At 62.0% G+C, this 22,481-nt stretch carries 20 protein-coding genes; 12 read left to right on the top strand and 8 right to left on the bottom strand.

The genetic code is table 11. The features are described from left to right. Positions 1–68 precede the first annotated feature (68 nt). The 4 genes from rnc (at position 69) to pdxJ (ending at position 3,260) form a co-directional block, all read left to right on the top strand. On the top strand, positions 69–758 hold the full coding sequence (gene rnc / locus AB4O40_RS22655; protein ID WP_008053221.1) for a ribonuclease III: 690 nt from the start codon (positions 69–71) through the stop codon (positions 756–758). Beyond that, positions 751–1,653 (top strand): GTPase Era, encoded by a 903-nt coding sequence (gene era / locus AB4O40_RS22660; RefSeq protein WP_007973959.1) that lies wholly within the window; start codon positions 751–753, stop codon positions 1,651–1,653. The genes rnc and era overlap by 8 nt, the downstream gene beginning before the upstream one ends. A 120-nt stretch (positions 1,654–1,773) precedes the next feature. After that, on the top strand, positions 1,774–2,463 hold the full coding sequence (gene recO, locus AB4O40_RS22665; protein WP_223542204.1) for a DNA repair protein RecO: 690 nt from the start codon (positions 1,774–1,776) through the stop codon (positions 2,461–2,463). Positions 2,464–2,513: 50 nt separating this feature from the next. After that, positions 2,514–3,260 carry a pyridoxine 5'-phosphate synthase gene (pdxJ, locus tag AB4O40_RS22670; protein WP_056721229.1) on the top strand — a complete coding sequence of 249 codons (747 nt, stop codon included), beginning with the start codon at positions 2,514–2,516 and terminating at the stop codon, positions 3,258–3,260. 85 nt (positions 3,261–3,345) lie between these two features. On the opposite strand, the gene mltF is transcribed toward pdxJ, so the two are convergent. Continuing rightward, positions 3,346–4,806 (bottom strand): membrane-bound lytic murein transglycosylase MltF, encoded by a 1,461-nt coding sequence (gene mltF, locus AB4O40_RS22675; protein WP_056721226.1) that lies wholly within the window; start codon positions 4,804–4,806, stop codon positions 3,346–3,348. Positions 4,807–5,091: 285 nt separating this feature from the next. Between mltF and purL the strand changes: the two genes are divergently transcribed. Together purL and AB4O40_RS22685 are read left to right on the top strand one after the other, a co-directional pair. Next, a complete protein-coding gene (gene purL, locus AB4O40_RS22680) occupies positions 5,092–8,988 on the top strand; it encodes a phosphoribosylformylglycinamidine synthase (protein ID WP_056721224.1) in 3,897 nt (1,298 codons plus the stop codon). 20 nt (positions 8,989–9,008) lie between these two features. Further along, positions 9,009–9,320 carry a YqfO family protein gene (locus AB4O40_RS22685; protein WP_056721222.1) on the top strand — a complete coding sequence of 104 codons (312 nt, stop codon included), beginning with the start codon at positions 9,009–9,011 and terminating at the stop codon, positions 9,318–9,320. Positions 9,321–9,415: 95 nt separating this feature from the next. On the opposite strand, the gene nagE is transcribed toward AB4O40_RS22685, so the two are convergent. From nagE to AB4O40_RS22720, 7 genes are all read right to left on the bottom strand, one after another. Continuing rightward, entirely contained in the window at positions 9,416–11,131 is a 1,716-nt protein-coding gene (gene nagE, locus AB4O40_RS22690) for an N-acetylglucosamine-specific PTS transporter subunit IIBC (protein ID WP_223542203.1), read from the bottom strand. 41 nt (positions 11,132–11,172) lie between these two features. Then, a complete protein-coding gene (ptsP, locus tag AB4O40_RS22695; protein WP_409078266.1) occupies positions 11,173–13,689 on the bottom strand; it encodes a phosphoenolpyruvate--protein phosphotransferase in 2,517 nt (838 codons plus the stop codon). A gap of 145 nt (positions 13,690–13,834) precedes the next feature. Beyond that, positions 13,835–14,857 carry an SIS domain-containing protein gene (locus AB4O40_RS22700; protein WP_156385694.1) on the bottom strand — a complete coding sequence of 341 codons (1,023 nt, stop codon included), beginning with the start codon at positions 14,855–14,857 and terminating at the stop codon, positions 13,835–13,837. Continuing rightward, complete coding sequence (gene nagA, locus AB4O40_RS22705; RefSeq protein WP_409078265.1) at positions 14,838–15,944, bottom strand: N-acetylglucosamine-6-phosphate deacetylase; 1,107 nt, start codon at positions 15,942–15,944, stop codon at positions 14,838–14,840. The genes AB4O40_RS22700 and nagA overlap by 20 nt, the downstream gene beginning before the upstream one ends. A gap of 65 nt (positions 15,945–16,009) precedes the next feature. After that, positions 16,010–16,741, bottom strand: coding sequence for a GntR family transcriptional regulator (locus tag AB4O40_RS22710; protein WP_223542200.1), 732 nt, complete (start codon positions 16,739–16,741; stop codon positions 16,010–16,012). A 294-nt stretch (positions 16,742–17,035) separates the two neighbouring features. After that, the gene (locus AB4O40_RS22715; RefSeq protein WP_007982819.1) at positions 17,036–17,539 is read right to left on the bottom strand and encodes a L,D-transpeptidase family protein; all 504 of its coding nucleotides are present in this window, start codon (positions 17,537–17,539) and stop codon (positions 17,036–17,038) included. A 121-nt stretch (positions 17,540–17,660) separates the two neighbouring features. Then, the gene (locus tag AB4O40_RS22720) at positions 17,661–18,212 is read right to left on the bottom strand and encodes an NUDIX hydrolase (RefSeq protein WP_056721207.1); all 552 of its coding nucleotides are present in this window, start codon (positions 18,210–18,212) and stop codon (positions 17,661–17,663) included. Positions 18,213–18,359: 147 nt separating this feature from the next. Here AB4O40_RS22720 and AB4O40_RS22725 point away from each other — a divergent pair, with 147 nt between their 5' ends. The 6 genes from AB4O40_RS22725 (at position 18,360) to AB4O40_RS22750 (ending at position 22,306) form a co-directional block, all read left to right on the top strand. Continuing rightward, the gene (locus AB4O40_RS22725) at positions 18,360–18,959 is read left to right on the top strand and encodes a CoA pyrophosphatase (RefSeq protein WP_056721205.1); all 600 of its coding nucleotides are present in this window, start codon (positions 18,360–18,362) and stop codon (positions 18,957–18,959) included. A 72-nt stretch (positions 18,960–19,031) separates the two neighbouring features. Continuing rightward, positions 19,032–19,556: a gamma carbonic anhydrase family protein gene (locus AB4O40_RS22730; RefSeq protein WP_056721203.1), complete on the top strand. Its 525-nt coding sequence runs from the start codon at positions 19,032–19,034 to the stop codon at positions 19,554–19,556. Then, a complete protein-coding gene (locus tag AB4O40_RS22735; RefSeq protein WP_056721201.1) occupies positions 19,553–19,768 on the top strand; it encodes a DUF1289 domain-containing protein in 216 nt (71 codons plus the stop codon). The genes AB4O40_RS22730 and AB4O40_RS22735 overlap by 4 nt, the downstream gene beginning before the upstream one ends. A gap of 135 nt (positions 19,769–19,903) precedes the next feature. Further along, the gene (locus AB4O40_RS22740; RefSeq protein ID WP_056721198.1) at positions 19,904–20,371 is read left to right on the top strand and encodes a VUT family protein; all 468 of its coding nucleotides are present in this window, start codon (positions 19,904–19,906) and stop codon (positions 20,369–20,371) included. An 87-nt stretch (positions 20,372–20,458) separates the two neighbouring features. Continuing rightward, positions 20,459–21,640, top strand: a complete 1,182-nt coding sequence (gene purT / locus AB4O40_RS22745; RefSeq protein ID WP_056721196.1) for a formate-dependent phosphoribosylglycinamide formyltransferase — start codon at positions 20,459–20,461, stop codon at positions 21,638–21,640. 117 nt (positions 21,641–21,757) lie between these two features. After that, complete coding sequence (locus AB4O40_RS22750; RefSeq protein ID WP_046040989.1) at positions 21,758–22,306, top strand: hypothetical protein; 549 nt, start codon at positions 21,758–21,760, stop codon at positions 22,304–22,306. Positions 22,307–22,481 lie beyond the last annotated feature (175 nt).

Genomic DNA, 22,481 nt, shown 5'->3' on the forward strand with positions numbered 1-22,481 from the left:
GTCCCAAGCCTGCGCCGCCTTACGGCGATGGCGGTGGAATCCAGCCACGAACTCAGCGTGGGTAAACCGTGAGCGTCTCCTTAAGCCGTCTAGAGCGTCAGCTCGGCTACACCTTCAAGGATCAGGAACTGATGGTCCTGGCCCTGACTCACCGCAGTTTTGCCGGGCGTAACAACGAACGCCTGGAATTCCTCGGTGACGCCATTCTCAACTTCGTCGCCGGCGAGGCGCTGTTCGAGCGCTTTCCGCTGGCTCGCGAAGGCCAGTTGTCGCGTTTGCGCGCGCGCCTGGTCAAAGGCGAGACCCTGGCCGTACTGGCCCGTGGTTTCGATCTGGGCGAATACCTGCGCCTGGGCTCGGGCGAGCTGAAAAGCGGCGGTTTCCGTCGCGAGTCGATCCTGGCCGATGCCCTCGAAGCGCTGATCGGTGCGATCTACCTCGATGCCGGCATGGAAATGGCCCGCGAGCGTGTGCTCGCCTGGCTTGCTGGCGAGTTCGAAGGCCTGACGCTGGTCGACACCAATAAAGATCCAAAGACCCGCCTGCAGGAGTTCCTGCAGTCCCGTGGTTGTGAGCTGCCGCGTTACGAAGTGGTGGATATCCAGGGTGAGCCGCATTGCCGGACGTTCTTCGTCGAATGCGAAATCATCTTACTGAATGAAAAAAGCCGAGGTCAGGGTGTGAGTCGTCGTATTGCCGAACAGGTAGCGGCCGCCGCAGCACTGATTGCCCTGGGTGTGGAGAATGGCAATGACTGATACAAACGCAACTCGCTGTGGCTATGTTGCCATCGTCGGCCGTCCGAACGTGGGCAAGTCCACGCTGCTGAACCACATCCTGGGTCAGAAGCTGGCAATCACCTCGCGCAAACCGCAAACCACCCGTCACAACATGCTCGGTATCAAGACCGAGGGCGATGTGCAGGCGATCTACGTCGACACCCCTGGTATGCACAAGGGTGGCGAGAAGGCCCTGAACCGCTACATGAACAAGACCGCTTCGGCGGCGTTGAAAGACGTCGACGTGGTGATCTTCGTGGTCGACCGCACCAAGTGGACCGAAGAGGACCAGATGGTTCTCGAGCGCGTCCAGTACGTGACCGGCCCGCTGATCGTGGCGTTGAACAAGACCGACCGCATCGAAGACAAGGCCGAGCTGATGCCGCACCTGAGCTGGTTGCAGGAGCAGTTGCCGAATGCGCAGATCATCCCGATTTCCGCACAGCACGGGCATAACCTCGATGCTCTGGAGCGCGTGATCGCCGAGCACCTGCCGGAAAACGATCACTTCTTCCCGGAAGACCAGATCACCGACCGCAGCAGTCGTTTCCTCGCCGCCGAGCTTGTGCGCGAGAAAATCATGCGCCAGATGGGCGCCGAGCTGCCGTACCAGATCACCGTTGAAATCGAAGAGTTCAAGCAGCAGGGCAAGACCCTGCACATCCATGCCTTGATCCTCGTCGAGCGCGATGGCCAGAAGAAAATCATCATTGGCGACAAGGGCGAGCGCATCAAGCGTATCGGCACCGAAGCGCGCAAGGACATGGAGCTGCTGTTCGACTCCAAGATCATGCTCAACCTGTGGGTCAAGGTTAAGGGCGGCTGGTCCGATGACGAGCGTGCGTTGCGTTCGTTGGGTTACGGCGACCTGTAACAGGCTTTAAAGATCAAAAGATCGCAGCCTTCGGCAGCTCCTACATGAGATGGTGTGTACCTGTAGGAGCTGCCGAAGGCTGCGATCTTTTTGCAATCCCTGACAGGTAAATCCATCACCATGTCGACCACCGCTCCCATCGCCCAGCCCGCCTACGTCCTGCACTCCCGCGCCTACCGTGAAAACAGCGCGCTGGTGGACTTCCTCACGCCGCAAGGCCGGTTGCGGGCGGTGTTGCGCAGTGCGCGGGGCAAGGCCGGGACGCTGGCGCGGCCATTCGTGCCACTGGAAGTCGAGTTCCGGGGCAAGGGCGAGCTGAAGAATGTCGGGCGCATGGAAAGTGCCGGGGTTTCAACCTGGCTCAATGGCGAGGCGCTGTTCAGTGGGCTTTACCTCAATGAGCTGCTGATTCGCCTGTTGCCCGCTGAAGATCCGCTCCCTTCGGTGTTCGATCACTACGCCGCCACCTTGCTGGCCCTGGCCGAAGGTCGACCACTGGAGCCCTTGCTGCGCTCCTTCGAATGGCGCTTGCTCGATGACCTCGGCTACGGGTTTTCCCTGACGACTGATATTCATGATCAGCCCATCGCGCCGGACGGCCTCTACCGTTTGCAAGTGGATGCAGGGCTTGAGCGGGTCTATCTGCTGCAACCGGGCCTGTTCAACGGCGTCGAACTGCTGGCCATGGCTGAGGCCGACTGGTCCGCCCCCGGCGCCCTGTCTGCCGCCAAGCGCTTGATGCGCCAGGCGTTGGCCGTTCACTTGGGCGGCCGTCCACTTGTCAGTCGCGAGCTGTTTCGCAAGCCCTAGTCTCCCCGTATGCTGTGCACCGAACTTTCTCTTCTTCTGGAGCGCTTTCCGTGACCACCAGCACCCGCATTCTTCTTGGCGTGAACATCGACCACGTTGCCACCCTGCGTCAGGCCCGGGGCACCCGTTACCCGGACCCGGTCAAGGCTGCACTGGACGCGGAAGAGGCGGGCGCCGACGGCATCACCGTGCACCTGCGCGAAGACCGTCGGCACATTCAGGAACGCGACGTTCTGCTGCTCAAGGACGTGCTGCAAACCCGCATGAACTTCGAAATGGGTGTCACCGAAGAAATGATGCTGTTCGCCGAGCGCATCCGCCCGGCACACATCTGCCTGGTGCCGGAAACCCGTCAAGAGTTGACCACCGAAGGTGGCCTGGACGTGGCGGGGCAGGAAGCGCGAATCAAGGCCGCGGTCGAGCGCCTGTCGAAGATCGGCTCTGAAGTGTCGCTGTTCATTGACGCCGATGAGCGCCAGATCGAAGCCTCCCGCCGAGTCGGCGCGCCGGCCATCGAACTGCACACCGGGCGTTATGCCGATGCCGAGACGCCGACTGAAGTCGCCGAAGAACTCAAGCGTGTGGCCGATGGCGTGGCTTTCGGCCTGGCCCAGGGGCTGATCGTCAATGCTGGCCATGGCCTGCACTATCACAACGTTGAAGCCGTGGCGGCGATCAAGGGCATCAACGAGCTGAACATCGGCCATGCGCTGGTGGCCCATGCGCTGTTCGTTGGCTTCAAGTCGGCTGTTGCGGAGATGAAGGCGCTGATTCTGGCGGCGGCGTTGAAGGGTTAAGAGCAAAAGATCGCAGCCTGCGGCAGCTCCTACAGGTGAACACATAACCCTGTAGGAGCTGCCGCAGGCTGCGATCTTTTGCTTTTTAGAGCGGGGCGGGCTCTTGAGCTGGCTTGGTCTTGTCGATCCCCGGAACAAGCAGCTTGCCCTCGGCGACCTGATCGCCCTCAAGCTGCGGCTGCGTGACCCAGGTCAGGATGTCGTAGTAGCGACGGATGTTCGCCACGAAATGCACCGGTTCGCCGCCACGGGCGTAGCCGTAACGGGTTTTGCTGTACCACTTCTTTTCCGACAGGCGCGGCAGGATCTTCTTCACGTCCAGCCATTTGTCCGGGTTCAACCCTTCCTTGGCGGCCAGTTTGCGGGCGTCGTCGAGGTGACCGCTGCCGACGTTGTAGGCGGCCAGGGCGAACCAGGTGCGATCCGGTTCCTGGATCGAGTCGTCCAACTGGTCCTTCATGTAGGCCAGGTACTTGGCGCCACCCATGATGCTCTGCTTCGGATCGAGGCGGTTGGACACGCCCATGGCTTGCGCGGTGTTCTGGGTCAGCATCATCAGGCCACGCACGCCAGTCTTGGACGTGACGGCCGGTTGCCACAACGACTCCTGATAGCCGATCGCAGCCAGCAGGCGCCAGTCGACTTTCTCCTTCTTGGCGTAGGCCTTGAAGTGCTGTTCGTACTTGGGCAGGCGTTGCTGCAAGTGTTGGGCAAAGGTGGTGGCGCCCATGTAGCCGAGGACATCGACATGCCCGTAGTAGCGGTCCTTGAGGCGTTGCAGGGTGCCGTTCTTCTTGACCTTGTCGAGGTAATCGTTGATTTCGTTGAGCAGGCTGTTGTCCTCGCCCGGGGCGACGGCCCAGCTCTGGTTGCTCGCGTCACCGAGGTCGAAGGCGACCCGGATGTTGGTGAAGTACACCTGGTTCATCGCCACTTCGTTGGAGTCGACCAGTGTCAGGTCGATCTGGCCTTCGTCGACCATGCGCAGGAGATCGACGACCTCGACCGCGTCGGACTCTTCGTATTCAATGCCGGGAAATTTCTGCTTCAGTTGCGCGAGTTGTTCGGCGTGGGTGCTGCCCTTGAGCACCATGATCTTCTTGCCCACCAGATCCTTCGCATCGGTCGGCCGGGACTGGCCGTTGCGGTAGATGATCTGCGGGGTGACTTCCAGATAGGAGTGGGAGAAGCGCACCTGCTTCTTGCGCTCTTCGCTGCTGACCAGGCCGGCAGCCGCCAGCACCGGTCCGTTGGGCTTGCCGACCTGGTTGAACAGGTCATCGAGGTTGTCGGCGGTCTCGATCTTCAGCTCGACCCCCAGATCGTCGGCGAAGCGCTTCACCAGCTCGTATTCGAAGCCGGTTTCACCGTTGCGATCCTGAAAGTAGGTGGCGGGGCTGTTTCGGGTAACCACCCGCAGCACACCATCCTCCTTTACGCGCTCGAGCGTGTTGGGTTTATCAACACAGCCACCGAGCATCAGGAAGAGTCCGGTTGCGATCAGCCATTTGGCGTACCGCGGACGCAAAGCCGTTGGGAAAAACATCTGCGCAGTATACGCAAAGGACCACGGGCGCCATATCTCGACAGTGAGGGGCTAGTCTGCTAGAGATCACAAAACCGGCCGAAACCCCGCAGGAATGGGCCTTTTCTGCATTTTGTTACAGTAAAAATAAGCTGTCGTCACACGCCCAATTAACCTGACTTTCGAGGCAGAAACACAGATCGGCACCCGAGTGCAACCGTGCGTAGCGTTTCGGGTGATGTCGCGGGCTGTTTAGGCTAGAATGCACGGCCTCAAAGCACACCCCTTCCCGAGGCTGTCCCGAAGATGTTGATCCTGCGCGGCGCTCCTGCCCTTTCTGCCTTTCGCCACAGCAAGCTCCTTGAGCAACTGAGCCAGAAGGTTCCGGCTGTCAGTGGCCTGTATGCTGAATTCGCTCACTTCGCCGAAGTTACCGGCGTCCTGACCGGCGACGAACAGCAGGTGCTTGCGCGCCTTCTGAAGTACGGTCCAAGCGTTCCGGTACAGGAACCGACCGGTCGTCTGTTTCTGGTACTGCCGCGTTTCGGCACCATCTCGCCGTGGTCGAGCAAGGCCAGCGACATCGCTCGCAACTGTGGCCTGGCGAAAATCCAGCGTCTGGAGCGCGGTATCGCGTTCTACGTGGCCGGCCAGTTCAGCGACGCTGAAGCCCAGCTGATCGCCGACGGTCTGCACGACCGCATGACCCAGATCGTCCTGGGCAACCTCGAACAGGCCGCCGGCCTGTTCAGCCACGCCGAGCCAAAACCCCTGACCGCGATCGACGTGTTGGGTGGTGGCCGCGCCGCGCTGGAAAAAGCCAACACCGAGCTGGGCCTGGCCCTGGCCGAAGACGAGATCGACTACCTGGTCAACGCCTTCGTCGGCTTGAAGCGCAACCCGCACGACATCGAACTGATGATGTTCGCCCAGGCGAACTCCGAGCACTGCCGCCACAAGATCTTCAACGCCAGTTGGGATATCGACGGCGAGAGCCAGGAAAAAAGCCTGTTCGGCATGATCAAGAACACCTACGTGATGCACAGCGAAGGCGTTCTGTCAGCTTATAAGGACAACGCTTCGGTGATCGTCGGCTCCGTGGCCGGTCGTTTCTTCCCGGACCCTGAGACCCGCCAGTACGGCGCGGTGCAGGAACCGGTGCACATCCTGATGAAGGTTGAAACCCACAACCACCCGACCGCGATTGCCCCGTTCCCGGGCGCATCCACCGGTTCCGGTGGCGAAATCCGCGACGAAGGCGCGACCGGCCGTGGCGCCAAGCCGAAGGCTGGCCTGACCGGTTTCACCGTGTCGAACCTGCAGATCCCGGGCTTCGAACAGCCGTGGGAAGTGCCGTACGGCAAGCCTGAGCGCATCGTTACCGCGCTGGACATCATGATCGAAGGCCCGCTGGGCGGCGCTGCGTTCAACAACGAATTCGGTCGTCCGGCGCTGACCGGCTACTTCCGTACCTTCGAACAATCGATCACCACCCCGCACGGTGACGAAGTTCGCGGTTACCACAAGCCGATCATGCTGGCTGGCGGCATGGGCAACATCCGTGAAGAACACGTCAAGAAAGGCGAGATCCTGGTCGGCTCCAAGCTGATCGTGCTCGGCGGCCCGGCGATGCTGATCGGCCTGGGCGGCGGCGCGGCTTCCTCCATGGCCACCGGTACCAGCTCGGCAGACCTGGACTTCGCTTCGGTACAGCGCGAAAACCCGGAAATGGAACGTCGCTGCCAGGAAGTCATCGACCGTTGCTGGCAGCTGGGCGACAAGAACCCGATCAGCTTCATCCACGACGTGGGTGCGGGCGGTCTGTCCAACGCCTTCCCGGAGCTGGTCAACGACGGCGACCGTGGTGGCCGTTTCGAACTGCGCAACATTCCAAACGACGAGCCGGGCATGGCCCCGCACGAAATCTGGTCCAACGAATCCCAGGAACGCTACGTTCTGGCGGTCGGTCCGGCTGACTTCGAGCGCTTCAAGGCCATCTGCGAACGCGAGCGTTGCCCGTTTGCCGTGGTCGGCGAAGCCACTGCCGAACCGCAGCTGACCGTGACCGACAGCCACTTCGGCAACAGCCCGGTGGACATGCCACTGGAAGTGTTGCTGGGCAAGGCTCCGCGCATGCACCGTTCGGTGGTTCGTGAAAGCGAGCTGGGCGACGATTTCGATCCGTCGACCCTCGACATCGCCAACTGCGTCGAGCGCGTCCTGCATCACCCGGCCGTGGCGAGCAAGAGCTTCCTGATCACTATCGGCGACCGCACCATCACCGGCCTCGTGGCCCGTGACCAGATGGTCGGCCCATGGCAGGTTCCGGTGGCCGACGTTGCCGTCACCGCCACCAGCTTCGACGTCTACACCGGTGAAGCCATGGCCATGGGCGAGCGTACTCCGCTGGCATTGCTGGACGCTCCGGCGTCGGGCCGCATGGCCATCGGCGAAACCCTGACCAACATCGCTGCTTCGCGCATCGGCAAGATCTCCGACATCAAGTTGTCGGCGAACTGGATGTCCGCAGCCGGTCACCCGGGTGAAGATGCACGCCTGTACGACACCGTGAAAGCGGTCGGCATGGAGCTGTGCCCTGAGCTGGGTATCACCATTCCTGTGGGCAAGGACTCGATGTCCATGGCCACCCGCTGGAACGATGAAGGCGTGGACAAGTCCGTCACGTCGCCGATGTCCCTGATCGTGACCGGTTTCGCGCCAGTGACTGACATCCGTCAGACCCTGACCCCGCAACTGCGCATGGACAAGGGCACCACCGACCTGATCCTGATCGACCTGGGCCGTGGCCAGAACCGCATGGGCGCCTCGATCCTGGCACAGGTTCACGGCAAGCTCGGCAAGCAGGCTCCGGACGTCGATGACGCCGAAGACCTGAAAGCCTTCTTCGCGGTGATCCAGGGCCTCAACGCCGACGGTCACCTGCTGGCCTACCACGACCGTTCCGACGGTGGTCTGCTGACCAGCGTTGTCGAGATGGCGTTCGCCGGTCACTGTGGCCTGAGCCTGAACCTCGACGGTCTGGCGGAAACCTCCGACGACATCGCCGCCATCCTGTTCAACGAAGAACTGGGCGCCGTGATCCAGGTTCGCCAGGACGCTACCCCGGACATCCTCGCGCAGTTCAGCGCCGCCGGCCTGGGCGATTGCGTGTCGGTGATCGGTCAGCCAATGAACAATGGCGAGATCAGCATCACCTTCAACGGTGACACCGTGTTCGAAGGCCAGCGTCGTCTGCTGCAACGCCAGTGGGCCGAGACCAGCTACCAGATCCAGCGTCTGCGCGATAATGCCGACTGCGCCGAGCAAGAGTTCGACGTGCTGCTGGAAGAAGACAACCCTGGCCTGAGCGTCAAGCTGAGCTACGACATCAACCAGGACATCGCCGCGCCTTACATCAAGAAAGGCATTCGCCCACAGGTTGCCGTACTGCGTGAGCAGGGCGTCAACGGTCAGGTGGAAATGGCGGCTGCATTCGACCGCGCCGGTTTCAACGCGATCGACGTGCACATGAGCGACATTCTGGCCGGCCGTGTCGACCTGAACGAGTTCAAGGGCATGGTCGCTTGCGGTGGTTTCTCTTACGGCGACGTACTGGGTGCCGGTGAAGGCTGGGCGAAATCCGCGCTGTTCAACAGCCGTGCCCGCGATGCGTTCCAGGGTTTCTTCGAACGCAACGACAGCTTCACCCTCGGCGTGTGCAACGGTTGCCAGATGATGTCCAACCTGCACGAGCTGATCCCGGGCAGCGAGTTCTGGCCGCACTTTGTGCGTAACCGTTCCGAGCAGTTCGAAGCCCGTGTTGCCATGGTGCAGATCCAGGAGTCGAACTCGATCTTCCTGCAAGGCATGGCCGGTTCGCGCATGCCGATCGCCATCGCCCACGGCGAAGGCCATGCCGAGTTCGCCAGCGAAGAAGCACTGCTGGAAGCCGATCTGTCCGGTTGCGTGGCGATGCGTTTCGTCGACAACCACGGCAAGGTCACCGAAAGCTACCCGGCCAACCCGAACGGTTCGCCGCGCGGGATCACCGGTTTGACCAGCCGCGACGGTCGCGTGACCATCATGATGCCGCACCCGGAGCGTGTGTTCCGCGCCGTGCAGAACTCGTGGCGTTCGGACGACTGGAACGAAGATGCACCGCTGATGCGTATGTTCCGTAATGCTCGGGTCTGGGTAAACTAAAAGCGGGTGAACCAAGCGCCGTGTACAAGCTCAGCTTTTTTGTTCCAACCAGTCACGTCGAAGACGTGAAGAGTGCCGTATTCGCCGCCGGTGGCGGTCGAATCGGTGCTTACGACCACTGCGCATGGCAGGTGTTGGGCCTGGGCCAGTTTCGTCCACTGGATGGCAGCCAGCCGTTCATTGGCGAGGCCGGGCAGGTCGAGCAGGTCGAGGAATGGAAGGTTGAGCTGGTGGTGGCCAATGAGTTGATTCGTTCGGTGGTGGCGGCTCTGAAACAGAGCCATCCCTACGAGACGCCGGCTTATGAAGTGTGGCGGTTGGAGGATTTCTGATCTTCCTGGCTGCTGAAATGAGAAACCCGCTGAAAGAGATTTCAGCGGGTTTTTTATTGCCTTGAGTTCCCCTCCTACAATATGTGCGTCGTAGATTAAACCTTGGCACTCACCTCACTGCGATTGACCAACGCTTCCAGCGCATCACTCAAGCTCGACGCCTTGTCGCCAATCAGCAGATGCCAGATGCCGCCTTCAAGCTGGCTGACACCCTGGCAGCCCAGCGCTTTCAAATCACACTCCGACAGCGCCTTGCCATTGGCCAGTTGCAGGCGGATGCGGGTCATGGCGACGCAATCGAGTTGCAGCACATTGTCGCCACCCCCCAGGGCATTGAGCCATTGCTGCGCCTCGGGTGTCGCCACGGCGGCAGGTGGCGCTGCTTCGGTTTCCGCCGCTGGTGACGACACCAGGGCGCGGCCCAACGCCGGCATTGCCAGGCGAATCTCATCGGCGATGACATCGGCCATTGGCCCGACCACCACCTGCAAACTCCCGCCCTTGCCGGGGCGCACCACGGCCATGGCGCCGAGCGCTTTCAAATCGGTATCCGAGGCCTTGTTGCGATCCACCATGTCCAGGCGCAAGCGGGTGGTGCAAGCGCCGACGGTGATCAGGTTTTCGGCTCCGCCCAAGGCCTTGATGTAAGCCCCGGCGCGTTCATTGTCGGCCACCTTAACCTGCGGGCTGGCAGCGCTGGTTTCGCGGCCCGGTGTCTTCAGGTCGAAGCGGCGGATACAGAAATCAAACACCACGTAATAGATCACCGCATACGCCAGGCCCACCGGGAACACCAGCCAGCCGTTGGTGGACTTGCCCCAGCCAAGGATCATGTCGATGAAGCCGCCGGAGAAGGTGAACCCCAGGTGGATGTTCAGGGCATTGGTGATGGCCATCGACAGGCCGGTCAGCAACGCATGCAGCAGAAACAGCAGCGGCGCGAGGAACATGAAGGCGAATTCGATCGGCTCGGTGACGCCGGTCAGGAACGCGGTCAATGCCATCGACAGGAAGATCCCGCCCATTACCTTGCGCCGCTCCGGCAGGGCGTTGCGGTACATCGCCAGGCAGGCGGCGGGCAGGCCGAAGATCATCATCGGGAACATGCCGGTCATGAACTGGCCACCCTTCGGGTCGCCGGCGAAGTAGCGCGACAGGTCGCCAGTCACCAGTGCGCCAGTGGTGGGGTCGGTAAAATTACCGAACACGAACCACGCCATGTTGTTGAGGATGTGGTGCAGGCCGGTGACGATCAGCAGGCGGTTGAACACACCGAAAACGAACGCGCCGAAGCTGCCGCTTTCCATCATCAGCGTGCCGAAGCTGTTGATGCCGTGCTGGATCGGCGGCCAGATGTAGCCGAACACCACGCCCAGCCCCACGGCGGCGAACCCGGTGACAATCGGCACAAAACGCCGGCCACCGAAGAACGCCAGGTACTCCGGCAGCTTGATGTCCTTGAAGCGGTTGTACAGCGCGCCAGCCATCAGGCCGCTGACGATCCCGGCAAGCATGCCCATGTTGATGCTCGGGTCGAGCACCTTGAGGGTGGAGATCATCACCAGGTAGCCGATCACCCCGGCAAGCCCCGCCGTACCGTTGTTGTCCTTGGCGAAACCGACCGCGATGCCGATGGCGAAGATCATCGCCAGGTTGGCGAAGATCACCTGGCCAGCGTCGTGGATGATAGCGATGTTCAGCAGGTCGGTATCGCCCAGGCGCAGCAGCAGGCCGGCAATCGGCAGGATCGCGATCGGCAGCATCAGCGCGCGGCCGAGGCGTTGCAGGCCTTCGATGAAAAGTTGGTACATGGCGGTTCTCCGTGGATTTTTGTTCTTCTTTTGTAAAGAGCTCAGCTCAGCGGCCAATGCTGGTGGCAGGCGTGACGCACCGCGCTGGCGCTGCCCAGCTTGAGCAGATCCTGGCTGATGCGCCGGCATTCGCTGGCGTCGAGGTGACGCACGCGGTCCTTGATTTCACCGACCTGTACCGGGCTCACCGACAACTCACTGACCCCCAGGCCGATCAACACCGGCGTGGCCAATGGATCGGACGCCAGTGCACCGCACACACCCACCCAACGGTTGTGCTGTGCCGCACCGGCGCAGGTCTGGGCGATCAGCCGCAACAGTGCCGGGTGCAGCGCATCGACGCGCGCAGCGAGCCCGGCGTGGTCGCGGTCCATGGCCAGGGTGTATTGCGACAGGTCGTTGGTGCCGATGGACAGGAAGTCCGCGTGTTCGGCCAGTTGCTCGGCCAGCAGCGCGGCGGCCGGCACTTCGATCATCACCCCCAGCTCCGGACGTTGTGCCAGGCCAAGTTCACTGCACAAGGCGTCGAGGCGCTGGCGGATGTGCAGCAGTTCATCGACTTCCGTGACCATCGGCAGCAGGATCCGGCAGCGTGACAACGGGTTGAGGTGCAACAATGCGCGCAGTTGCTGGTCGAGTAGTTCTGGACGGACCTGAGCCAGGCGAATGCCGCGCAGACCGAGCACCGGATTGGCCTCGGCGGGCAGTGGCAGGTAGTCCAGTTGCTTGTCGCCGCCGACGTCGATGGTGCGGATGATCACCGACTTGTCGCCCATGGCGTCGAGCACTGCTTGATAGGCGTGGTGCTGTTCCTGTTCGTCGGGGGCGGTGTGGCGGTCGACGAAGAGAAACTCGGTGCGCAGCAAGCCGACGCCGTCGGCGCCATTGGCCAGTGCGTCTGCCGCTTCCGTGCTGGACGCCACATTGGCAGCGACTTCGATGCGCAGGCCATCGCTGGTCAGCGCGGGTGTGTGCGCCTGGGCCTGCTGTTCGGCCCGGCGTTGTTGCTGTTGCTGTTGCAACTGGCGCACGTCGGCCAGGCGCTGTGTGCCGGGTGTCAGTTCGAGGCGGCCACCGTCGGCGTCCAGCACCACCGGTTGCCCTTGTTGCTGATCGAGCAGCGTCGAGCCCAGTGCGACCAAGCATGGCAGGCCTTTGCCCCGGGCCAGAATCGCCACGTGAGAAGTCGCGCCGCCTTCGGCCATGCACAGCCCCGCGACGCCTTGCTGGCTCAGCTGCAGTAAATCCGATGGCGTCAGTTCATGGGCCGCGACGATGGCGCCGGCCGGCACATCGTAATGCCAGGTATCGCCGAGCAACGCGCGCAGCACCCGTTGCTTGAGGTCGCGCAGGTCGTTGGCGCGTTCGGCCAGCAGCGTGCTGCCGGTTTGCTGGAGGACTTCGCATTGCGCGTCGATGGCCTGGCTCCATGCGTGGGTCGCGGCTGTACCCTGGGCGACGGTTTGGCTGGCGGCGTCCAGCAGGGCCGGGTCTTCGAGCAGTGCCAGGTGCGCGGCGAAAATCGCCTCTTCAGCGGTGTCCTTGTGTTTTCTCGCCAGGGCCAGTGTGTGCTCGATTTCGCTGCGCACCTGGCTCAGTGCCGCGTCCAGCACGTGCTGTTGTTGCTGCGGATCATGATGGCCGGCATCCACCGGCAGGCTGATCGCATTCAGGCGAAACAGCGGCCCGCCGACCAGCCCGGGCGCGGCGCAGACACCGTGCAATACGCCGGCTTCGGCGGGGCGATTGCGTTGGGCAATCGTGGCTGGCGCGGCGGCGTGATGGTCTTCGGCCAGGGCTGTGGATAACGCTGTCAGCAAGGCTTGCAGCGCGGCTTCGGCGTCCGGGCCCTGGCAACTGACCTGGACCTCCGCCTGTTCGCCGATGGCCAGCCCCATCAGGCCGATCAGGCTGTCGCAGGTGGCCGACTTGCCGGCGAAATGCAGCTGCGACTTGCTTTTGAAGCCTTGCGCGGTCTGACGGATCAGCGCCGCCGGCCGCGCGTGCAGGCCGCCACGGTGAGCAATGCGCACCAGACCGACAATCTCTGCGCCGGCAAACTCGGTATCCACCTGTGCGCTCGACGTCTGTCGACGAATGATGTGCAGCAGCGGCTCGCCGACCTTCACCGACTTGAGGGTGATGGGCCGTGCCTGAAAGTCCTGGCTGTTGGTGAGGATCAGCAGGCTGACCAGGCTCTTGCACTGTTGCGCGACCTTGTCCAGGTCGTAGCGCAGCAGCGGTTGGCCGTTGGCGACGCGCGCGCCTTCCTTGACCAGCATCGAGAAGCCCTGGCCCTGCAACTCGACCGTGTCGAGGCCAAGGTGCAGGAGCAATTCCGCGCCGTTGTCGGCACGCAGGGTTAGCGCGTGACCGGTGCGGGCGACATGCACCACCACGCCCGCGCAGGGGGCGTGGAGCGTGTCGTTGAGCGGATCGATGGCGATGCCGTCACCCATGGCGCCGCTGGCAAACACCGGGTCCGGGACTTTGGCGAGCGTGAGCACCGGGCCGCTGAGCGGGGCGCTTAAGGTCAGCTCTTTATTGTTGTTATGCATGGCTCGGTCTCATCAAAAAATACGGTTCGGATCAACCCACTCCCTGTAGGAGCTGCCGAAGGCTGCGATCTTTTGATCTTGTCTTTAAAAAGATCGCAGCCTCGTTTCACTCGACAGCTCCTACAGGGGAATTCGCACCCCTGGCTCAATGGGTGCGTGTCACTTTGCTCAGGTGCCGTGGCTGGTCCGGGTCCATGCCACGGGCCACGGCCAGGCCGGCGGCCATCACGTAGAAACTCTGGATCGCCAGAATCGGGTCGAGGGCCGGGTGTTCGGCACGGGTCAGGGTCAGGTCGCGTTCAAGCACGTCATCCGGTGCGGCCAGCAGGACACGGGCGCCGCGTTGGCGCATGTCGGCGGCCAGGCTCAGCAGACCGGCCTGTTCGGCACCCCGTGGGGCAAACACCAGCAGCGGGTAGTTGTCGCCGATCAAGGCCATCGGGCCGTGACGAACTTCAGCGCTGCTGAAGGCTTCGGCCTGGATCGCCGAGGTTTCCTTGAACTTGAGCGCCGCTTCCTGGGCAATGGCGAAACCGGCGCCACGGCCGATCACCATCAGCCGCTGACAATCGCGCAGGGCGTCGATGGCCGGGCTCCAGTCCTGTTGCGCGGCGTGGCGCAGGCCATCGGGCAAGGCAGAGCCGGCCTCGAGCAATTCGGCGTCTTCTTTCCAGTGGCCAATCAGCCGGGCGCTGGCGCTGAGGGTGGCGATAAAGCTCTTGGTCGCGGCGACGCTGCTTTCGGTGCCGGCACACAGTGGCAGGCTGAATTCACAGGCGGCCTCCAGTGGCGACTCTTCGGCGTTGACCAGCGAAATGCTCAGGGCACCGCGCTTGCGCAACAGGCGCAGGCTGTTGACCAGGTCCGGGCTTTGCCCCGATTGCGAAAAGGCGAATGCCACCTGGCCACTGACCTTCAATGGCGCCTGCTGCATGGTCACCACGGACATCGGCAGCGACGCCACCGGGATGCCCAGCAGTTGCATGGTCAGGTAGGCAAAGTAACTGGCGGCATGGTCGGAGCTGCCGCGCGCCACGGTCATGGCCACTTGTGGCGGCTGACGACGCAGGCGCCCGGCGATCTCAATCATCTGCGGGTCGAGTTTTTGCAACTGGGCCTGCACGGCCTCGAACGAGGACAGCGCCTCTTCAAGCATTTTTGAAGTCAATGTCTTCTCCTTCGACCATCACGGCGGTCAGTTTCAGTGAGCGATCCAGCCGCACGCAGTCGGCCCAGGCCCCTGGTTGCAGGCGCCCGCGTTCGGTGATGCCGAGGTAGTCGGCGGGGAATTGCGACAGGCGCTGCGAGGCTTCGGCGAGGGGCAGGCCGATCTTCACCAGGTTGCGCAGGGCCTGATCCATGGTCAGAGTGCTGCCGGCCAGGGTGCCGTCGGGCAGGCGCACGCCGCCCAGGCATTTGGTCACGGTGTGGCTGCCGAGCTTGTATTCACCGTCGGGCATGCCGGCGGCGGCGGTCGAATCGGTGACGCAATACAGGCACGGAATAGAGCGCAGGGCCACGCGGATGGCGCCGGGGTGCACGTGCAGCAAGTCCGGGATCAGTTCGGCGTATTTGGCGTGGGCCAAGGCTGCGCCGACGATCCCGGGCTCGCGGTGATGCAGAGGGCTCATGGCGTTGTAGAGGTGGGTGAAACTGCTGGCGCCGGCCTCCAGCGCGGCCACGCCTTCCTCATAACTGCCCAGGGTGTGGCCGATCTGCATGCGGATGCCGCGGCTGCTGAGGTCGCGGATCAAGGCGTCGTGACCGGCGATTTCCGGGGCAATGGTGATCACACGGATCGGCGCGAGCGCAAGGTACGCTTCGACTTCGGCCATCAGCGCGGTGTGGGCGAAGTTGGGTTGCGCGCCGAGTTTGCCGGGGTTGATGTAGGGGCCTTCGAGGTGCACGCCGAGCACCCGGGCGCAGCCTTGGGGCCGCTGCTCACAGAATTCGCCGACGGCCTGGAGCACGCTGGAGATTTCTTCGCTCGGTGCGGTCATGGTGGTGGCCAGCAGCGACGTGGTGCCGAAGCGCACGTGGGTACGGGTGATGGTTTCGAAGGCCGGCGCGCCTTCCATGATGTCTTTGCCGCCGCCGCCGTGAACGTGCAGGTCGATGAAACCCGGCAGCAGGTAGGGCAGGTCATTGTCCGCCGGATCGCAGGGCTGGCCTTCGATCGACACGACTTTGCCGTGTTCGTGCACCAGTCGGCCGCGAACCCAGCCGTGGGCGGTGAGGATGTTGTCTTCGGACATGATCGGGGTCTCGGTGTTTGGCGACGCAGTTCTTTATCTACGGAGCTCTTTATCTTCGAAGCTCTTTATCTGCGGAGCTCTGCGACAAAGTCGTAGTAGTCGTTACGGCAATAGGTGTCGGTGACTTCGATGGGCGTGTTGTCTTCGAGGTAGCCGACCCGGGTCATCAGCAACATGGCGGTGCCGGGAGTGATGCCCACCAGTGCGGCGAACTCGTCCGAGGCATTGATCGCCTGGATGTGCTGCAGGGCGCGGACCACCGGCTTGCCGATGCCGTCGAGGAATTCGTAGAGGGAATCGCCCACCGCCTGGGGCTTGGGAATGATCGAGGCGGGCAGGGTGCTCATCTCGATGGCCATCACCGTGTCGTCGGCCTTGCGCAGGCGTTTGAGGCGCGCAACCTTGTCGTTGGGCGACAGGCCGAGGCGGATCAACTCTTCGTGGGTCGGCAGGGTGATTTCCCGCTCCAGCCATTGCGAACCGGGCACGAAACCCTTGAGGCGGAGCATTTCGCTGAAGCCGGAAAGACGCGACAACGGTTGTTCGAGGCGCGGCGTGATGAAGGTGCCGGAGCCTTGGTTGCGGCGGATCAGGCCTTGCTCGAACAACACTTCCAGCGCCTTGCGGGCGGTGACGCGGGAGATGCCCAGCGCCTCGCTCAAATTGCGTTCCGATGGCATCGCCTGCTCGGCTTTCCACTGGCCGGCGTGGATCGCCGCTTCCAGATTGCGTGCCAGTTGCAGGTACAACGGCGTGGGTTGGGTGTCGTCGGGGCGCAGGGCCTGGAGATCGTTCATGGCGGGTGTCCGGGGCGGATATTGGAATGTTTTTGCCCGTGAATGGGCAAAAACTAATACCACTTGAATACCATGTCAACGCCGGAGCTTTGCTGTTTGTGTAGGAAGTGCTGCCTTGTCGACTGCTTGAAATGGAGGTTGGTTTGAAGTGGTATTAGTGGTGGGCTTTGAAGCGACAAAGATCGCAGCCTGCGGCAGCTCCTACAGAGCGAAATGGTATTCACCCTGTAGGAGCTGCCGAAGGCTGCGATCTTTTGAATTTATTTTTTGCGGGCGACCAATGGTCGTGGGGAATTACGGGCGGATTTCGATCATCGTGCCGTCCGGCACCAGGTTCCAGACTTCGCGCATGTCCATGTTGCGCATGGCGATGCAGCCGTCGGTCCAGTCCAGGGTGTGGAACAGGTCTTCGGGCGTGTCTTCGCTGTCCGGAGTGCCGTGGATCATGATCATGCCGCCGGGCTCGACGCCTTCACGACGGGCGCGGGCAGAGTCGCTGATGTTCGGGTAGGAAATGTGCATCGCCAGGTTGAAGCGGTCGCTGATCTTGCGCCAGTCGACCCAGTAGAAACCTTCCGGGGTGCGCTTGTCGCCTTCCATCAGCTTGGGCCCCTTGGGACGCTTGCCCAGGGAAATGCGATAGGTCTTGAGCGGCTTGCCGTCATTGATCAATTGCAATTGATGGGAAGACTTGAGAATCAGAATCTTCTCGATGACCTTGCCGTCCAGGGTTTCCACGGCAGAAGCCTGGGACACCGTGACGAACGACAAACAGAACAGGGCAAGCAACCAGCGCATTGAAACGATTCCCCAGGAGGTGTCGCGACTATTTATGTATAGAAGTTTTTGCAGGAGCTGCCGCAGGCTCGTGCCGCGTTCAGGCGGTCTTTAGGCGCCTTTGAGTGATGCCGCGATGACATCAGATAATGGCAGGCTGAGCAAGTGGCGGGATCGATTCAGACCGAACGGGATAGACCTCGGTCCGCCGGTCAGCGAAGAAGCATTCTAAGGTACGGCCCACCGTGCGGAAAGCCAGCTCATCCCATGGAATGTCCGCTTCGTCGAATAGTTGCACTTCCAGGCTCTCGGGGCCGGCAGAAAAGTCCAGGTCCGCAAGTGTGGCACGGAAGAACACATGCACCTGGCTGATGTGCGGCACGTCGATCAGGGTATAGATGCTCAGGTTGCGCACCCGGGCGCAGGCTTCCTCGGCGGTTTCGCGAATGGCGGCCTGTTCGATGGTCTCGCCGTTCTCCATGAAACCGGCGGGCAGGGTCCAGTAGCCGCGACGTGGCTCGATGGCCCGCCGGCACAACAACACCTTGGTGCCCCAGGTCGCCACGCAACCGGCGACGATGTTGGGGTTCTGGTAGTGAATGGCGTGACAGCTGTCGCAGACAAAACGCAGGCGCGAATCGCCTTCGGGAATGCGCTGGGTCACCGGGTTACCGCACTGGCTGCAAAATTTCATGCTGGGGTTCCTGAATGCTGCGCCTATCTTGGCGTGCGGCAGTGCCGGTCGGCAAGTTGTCGTTTCGCGACATGGGGCGGTTGCGGGGGTTGGGCGACCGCAGCGATTGGTGCATGATGCCGGGTAAGGCACAGATCGAGAACACTCATGCTGGACGAGCTACTGCATCGGGTTAGTCACCACACACCACGCATACTGGAGACCGACCGTCGTTTTCCCGAGGCCGCGGTGCTGGTACCCATCACCCGCAGTGACGAGCCCGAGCTGGTGTTGACCCTGCGTGCCAGCGGCCTGTCGACCCATGGCGGCGAAGTCGCCTTCCCCGGCGGACGCCGTGACCCCGAAGACCCTGACCTGATTTTCACCGCCCTGCGAGAAGCCGAAGAAGAGATCGGCCTGCCGCCCGGGCTGGTCGAGGTGATCGGCCCGCTCAGCCCGTTGATCAGCCTGCATGGCATCAAGGTCACGCCCTATGTCGGGGTGATCCCGGATTTTGTCGAATACCGGGCCAACGACGCCGAGATCGCCGCGGTGTTCAGCGTGCCCCTGGAGTTCTTCCGCAAAGACCCCCGCGAACATACCCATCGCATCGATTATCAGGGCCGCAGCTGGTACGTGCCGAGCTATCGCTTTGGCGAATACAAGATCTGGGGGCTGACGGCGATCATGATCGTCGAGTTGATCAACCTGCTGTATGACGCCAAAATCAGCCTGCATCAGCCTCCCAAAAGCTTTATCAATATCTGAAGCCATCGTTCGAATGGCCTGAATCCTGATTTTGCTGACAAAAAGCCTGCCTGAGCCTTGAGGAATACCACAATGAAATACCGCCTGGGCGACGCCCGCGTCGAAACCCATCCACAGAGCTGGGTCGCACCCAATGCCGTGCTGGTGGGCAAGGTCAAACTGGAAGAGGGCGCCAACGTCTGGTTCAACGCCGTATTGCGCGGCGACAACGAGTTGATCCTGATCGGCAAGAACAGCAACGTCCAGGACGGCACCGTGATGCACACCGACATGGGCTACCCGCTGACCATCGGCACCGGCGTGACCATCGGCCACAACGCCATGCTCCACGGCTGTACCGTCGGCGACTACAGCCTGATCGGCATCAACGCGGTGATTCTCAATGGCGCGAAGATCGGCAAGAACTGCATCATCGGCGCCAACTCGCTGATCGGCGAAGGCAAGGAGATTCCGGATGGATCGCTGGTCATGGGGTCGCCTGGCAAAGTGGTGCGCGAATTGACCGAGCCGCAGATCAAGATGCTGGAGGCGAGTGCTGTTCACTACGTGCACAACTCGCAGCGTTATGCCCGCGATCTGGCCGAGCAGGAAGAATGACTGCCACTGAACGCCCGGTTGCATCGCCCTGCGTGAACATTTGTGCGCTGGATGACGATGACATCTGCACCGGTTGCCAACGTACCGTGGAAGAAATCACCCGCTGGAGCCGCATGGACAACGACGAACGCCGCAAGGTGCTTGGGTTGTGTCATGAGCGGGCGAAGTCCAGTGGGTTGGTGTGGATGATCGGCAAAACGCCTGGTCAGTAATAGAAGATCAAAAGATCGCAGCCTCCGGCAGCTCCTACACCGATCCTTGTAGGAGCTGCCGGAGGCTGCGATCTTTTGACTTTGAGGTCAGCTGAAGTACCCTGTGCACAAAATTGACAGGTACTTGTACACGCCATGCTCTTCCTGATCGCCTACATCAGCAGCGTCGTGCTGATCAACTACGCCTTTTCCACCGCGCCGCACCTGGACATCATCTGGTCGGCCTGGGGTGGGCTGGTGTTTGTGTTGCGCGACATGGTGCAAGCCCGATTCGGGCATGGCGCCCTCGCGGCGATGCTGGTGGCGCTGGTGTTGTCCTATGTTACCTCCGATCCGTCCATCGCCCTGGCCAGCGCCACGGCGTTCGCGGTATCCGAGTGCATCGACTGGCTGGTGTTCAGCATCACCAAACGCCCGCTGCACGACCGTCTGTGGATAAGTTCGGCCCTGAGCATCCCCCTCGATACCTTTATCTTTTTCGGCATGATCGACGCCCTGACGCCGGGGGTGATCCTCACCGCCCTGGGTTCGAAGTTCGCCGGGGTCACCGCCGTGTGGCTGATCATGGCCTGGCGCCTGCGCAAACAGGCTGTCGTCAGCTGAAGTTCATGTAAAATGCCGCGCTTTCTCCCCATGGGAAGCGCGCATGGCGACGCGTCCCTCGATGATCCGCTCCTTGAGGACCTTCAGATGACCCGTATCGGAACCCCATTGTCGCCCACCGCGACCCGCGTATTGATGTGTGGCTGTGGCGAGTTGGGCAAGGAAGTGGTGATCGAGCTGCAACGCCTGGGCGTTGAAGTGATTGCCGTGGACCGCTACGCCAATGCGCCGGCCATGCAGGTGGCGCACCGCAGCCACGTGATCAACATGCTCGACGGTGCTGCCTTGCGCGCCGTGATCGAAGCCGAGAAACCGCATTTCATCGTCCCGGAAATCGAAGCCATCGCCACCGCGACCCTGGTGGAGCTGGAAGCCGAAGGCTTCAACGTGATCCCGACCGCCCGTGCCGCGCAATTAACCATGAACCGCGAAGGCATCCGTCGCCTGGCCGCTGAAGAGCTGGACCTGCCAACCTCGCCGTACCACTTCGCCGATACTTTCGAGGACTACAGCAAAGCCGTTGAAGACCTCGGTTTTCCATGCGTGGTCAAGCCGGTCATGAGTTCCTCGGGCAAGGGCCAGAGCCTGCTGCGCAGCATCGATGACGTGCAGAAAGCCTGGGACTACGCCCAGGAAGGCGGCCGTGCCGGTAAAGGTCGGGTGATCATCGAAGGTTTCATCGATTTCGACTACGAAATCACCCTGCTGACCGTGCGCCACGTCGGCGGCACCACCTTCTGCGCACCGGTCGGCCACCGTCAGGAGAAGGGCGACTATCAGGAATCCTGGCAGCCACAAGCCATGAGCCCGGTTGCCTTGGCTGAATCCGAGCGTGTCGCCAAGGCTGTGACCGAAGCCTTGGGTGGCCGTGGTCTGTTCGGCGTCGAGCTGTTCATCAAGGGCGATCAGGTGTGGTTCAGTGAAGTCTCGCCGCGCCCGCATGACACCGGCCTGGTGACCCTGATCTCCCAGGACCTGTCGCAGTTCGCCCTGCATGCCCGCGCGATTCTGGGCCTGCCGATCCCGTTGATCCGTCAGTTCGGGCCTTCGGCCTCGGCGGTGATCCTGGTGGAAGGGCAGTCGACCCAGACCGCTTTCGCCAACCTGGGTGCTGCCTTGAGCGAACCGGATACCGCGCTGCGCCTGTTCGGCAAGCCTGAAGTCAACGGCCAGCGCCGCATGGGCGTGGCCCTGGCCCGCGACGAATCGATCGAAGCCGCCCGCGCCAAGGCGACCCGTGCTTCGCAGGCGGTTGTCGTAGAGCTGTAAAAACTCTCTCGGGCAGGTCTGTAACCCACAGGTTCAGTGGTCCGGCCCGACTTTACGGGTCGACCTATAATTTGTGAATGCTCAAGTTCCTTTATTAAAGCTCCAGGCCTGTACCTCATGAATTCCCAAAGCATCATCGTCCCGAAAATCTCCACCCTGCCGGTACACGAACCCCGGGCCCGGGCCGTCGTGCGCTGGCTGGTGCGCAAGAACATCATCGAGGAAGAGCTGACCACCTGTGGCCGCACCGGCAATCGCATGGCCCACGCCATCGCCGACGGTGCCCGCGCAGTGGTCCTGCACCCCGAAGCCCTGCCGTTCGGCGAGCCGATCAATGGCCTGGAGATCATCACCAAGCGCTGCATCTATACGCCAGCCAAGGGTTTCCTTGAAGAGGCGGGCTGCGCCGAGTGCCGCAAGGAAGTGGGTGAAGCCCTGTTCGAAAGCCTGGAAGACTGGATGCCGGGGCGCACCGACAACTTCACCTGCCCCGAATGCGGGCATGAAGACGACATCAACGGCTTTCTGTTCCTGCAGGAATGCGGCTTCTCCAACCTCGGTTTCATCTTCAATAACTGGGCCGAAGCCGGGTTCAAGCAGAGCTTTATCGATGAGTTCGCCGATTGGCTCGATCAGCCGGTCAGTTGGGTGAAAGTCGAACTCTAAACGCCGTATTCCCCTGTAAGAGCTGCCGCAGGCTGCGATCTTTTGATCTTGTTTTGTGAAAATCAAAGTCAAAAGATCGCAGCCTTCGGCAGCTCCTACGAAAAGCCCAAATCCCCGTATATCTGTAACATCGATAATAGACAGAGTTTTACATTGAACCCGAGGGGGTGTCTGA

The sequence above is a fragment of the Pseudomonas sp. S2_F07 genome (assembly GCF_054668325.1).

Excerpts from the sequence above, each read along its gene's own strand:
- era (WP_007973959.1), top strand. The coding sequence starts at position 751 with ATGACTGATACAAACGCAACTCGCTGTGGCTATGTTGCCATCGTCGGC.
- recO (WP_223542204.1), top strand. The coding sequence starts at position 1,774 with ATGTCGACCACCGCTCCCATCGCCCAGCCCGCCTACGTCCTGCACTCC.
- mltF (WP_056721226.1), bottom strand. The coding sequence starts at position 4,806 with ATGTTTTTCCCAACGGCTTTGCGTCCGCGGTACGCCAAATGGCTGATC.
- purL (WP_056721224.1), top strand. The coding sequence starts at position 5,092 with ATGTTGATCCTGCGCGGCGCTCCTGCCCTTTCTGCCTTTCGCCACAGC.
- nagE (WP_223542203.1), bottom strand. The coding sequence starts at position 11,131 with ATGTACCAACTTTTCATCGAAGGCCTGCAACGCCTCGGCCGCGCGCTG.
- ptsP (WP_409078266.1), bottom strand. The coding sequence starts at position 13,689 with ATGCATAACAACAATAAAGAGCTGACCTTAAGCGCCCCGCTCAGCGGC.
- nagA (WP_409078265.1), bottom strand. The coding sequence starts at position 15,944 with ATGTCCGAAGACAACATCCTCACCGCCCACGGCTGGGTTCGCGGCCGA.
- AB4O40_RS22710 (WP_223542200.1), bottom strand. The coding sequence starts at position 16,741 with ATGAACGATCTCCAGGCCCTGCGCCCCGACGACACCCAACCCACGCCG.
- AB4O40_RS22715 (WP_007982819.1), bottom strand. The coding sequence starts at position 17,539 with ATGCGCTGGTTGCTTGCCCTGTTCTGTTTGTCGTTCGTCACGGTGTCC.
- AB4O40_RS22720 (WP_056721207.1), bottom strand. The coding sequence starts at position 18,212 with ATGAAATTTTGCAGCCAGTGCGGTAACCCGGTGACCCAGCGCATTCCC.
- AB4O40_RS22725 (WP_056721205.1), top strand. The coding sequence starts at position 18,360 with ATGCTGGACGAGCTACTGCATCGGGTTAGTCACCACACACCACGCATA.
- AB4O40_RS22730 (WP_056721203.1), top strand. The coding sequence starts at position 19,032 with ATGAAATACCGCCTGGGCGACGCCCGCGTCGAAACCCATCCACAGAGC.
- AB4O40_RS22735 (WP_056721201.1), top strand. The coding sequence starts at position 19,553 with ATGACTGCCACTGAACGCCCGGTTGCATCGCCCTGCGTGAACATTTGT.
- AB4O40_RS22740 (WP_056721198.1), top strand. The coding sequence starts at position 19,904 with ATGCTCTTCCTGATCGCCTACATCAGCAGCGTCGTGCTGATCAACTAC.
- purT (WP_056721196.1), top strand. The coding sequence starts at position 20,459 with ATGACCCGTATCGGAACCCCATTGTCGCCCACCGCGACCCGCGTATTG.
- AB4O40_RS22750 (WP_046040989.1), top strand. The coding sequence starts at position 21,758 with ATGAATTCCCAAAGCATCATCGTCCCGAAAATCTCCACCCTGCCGGTA.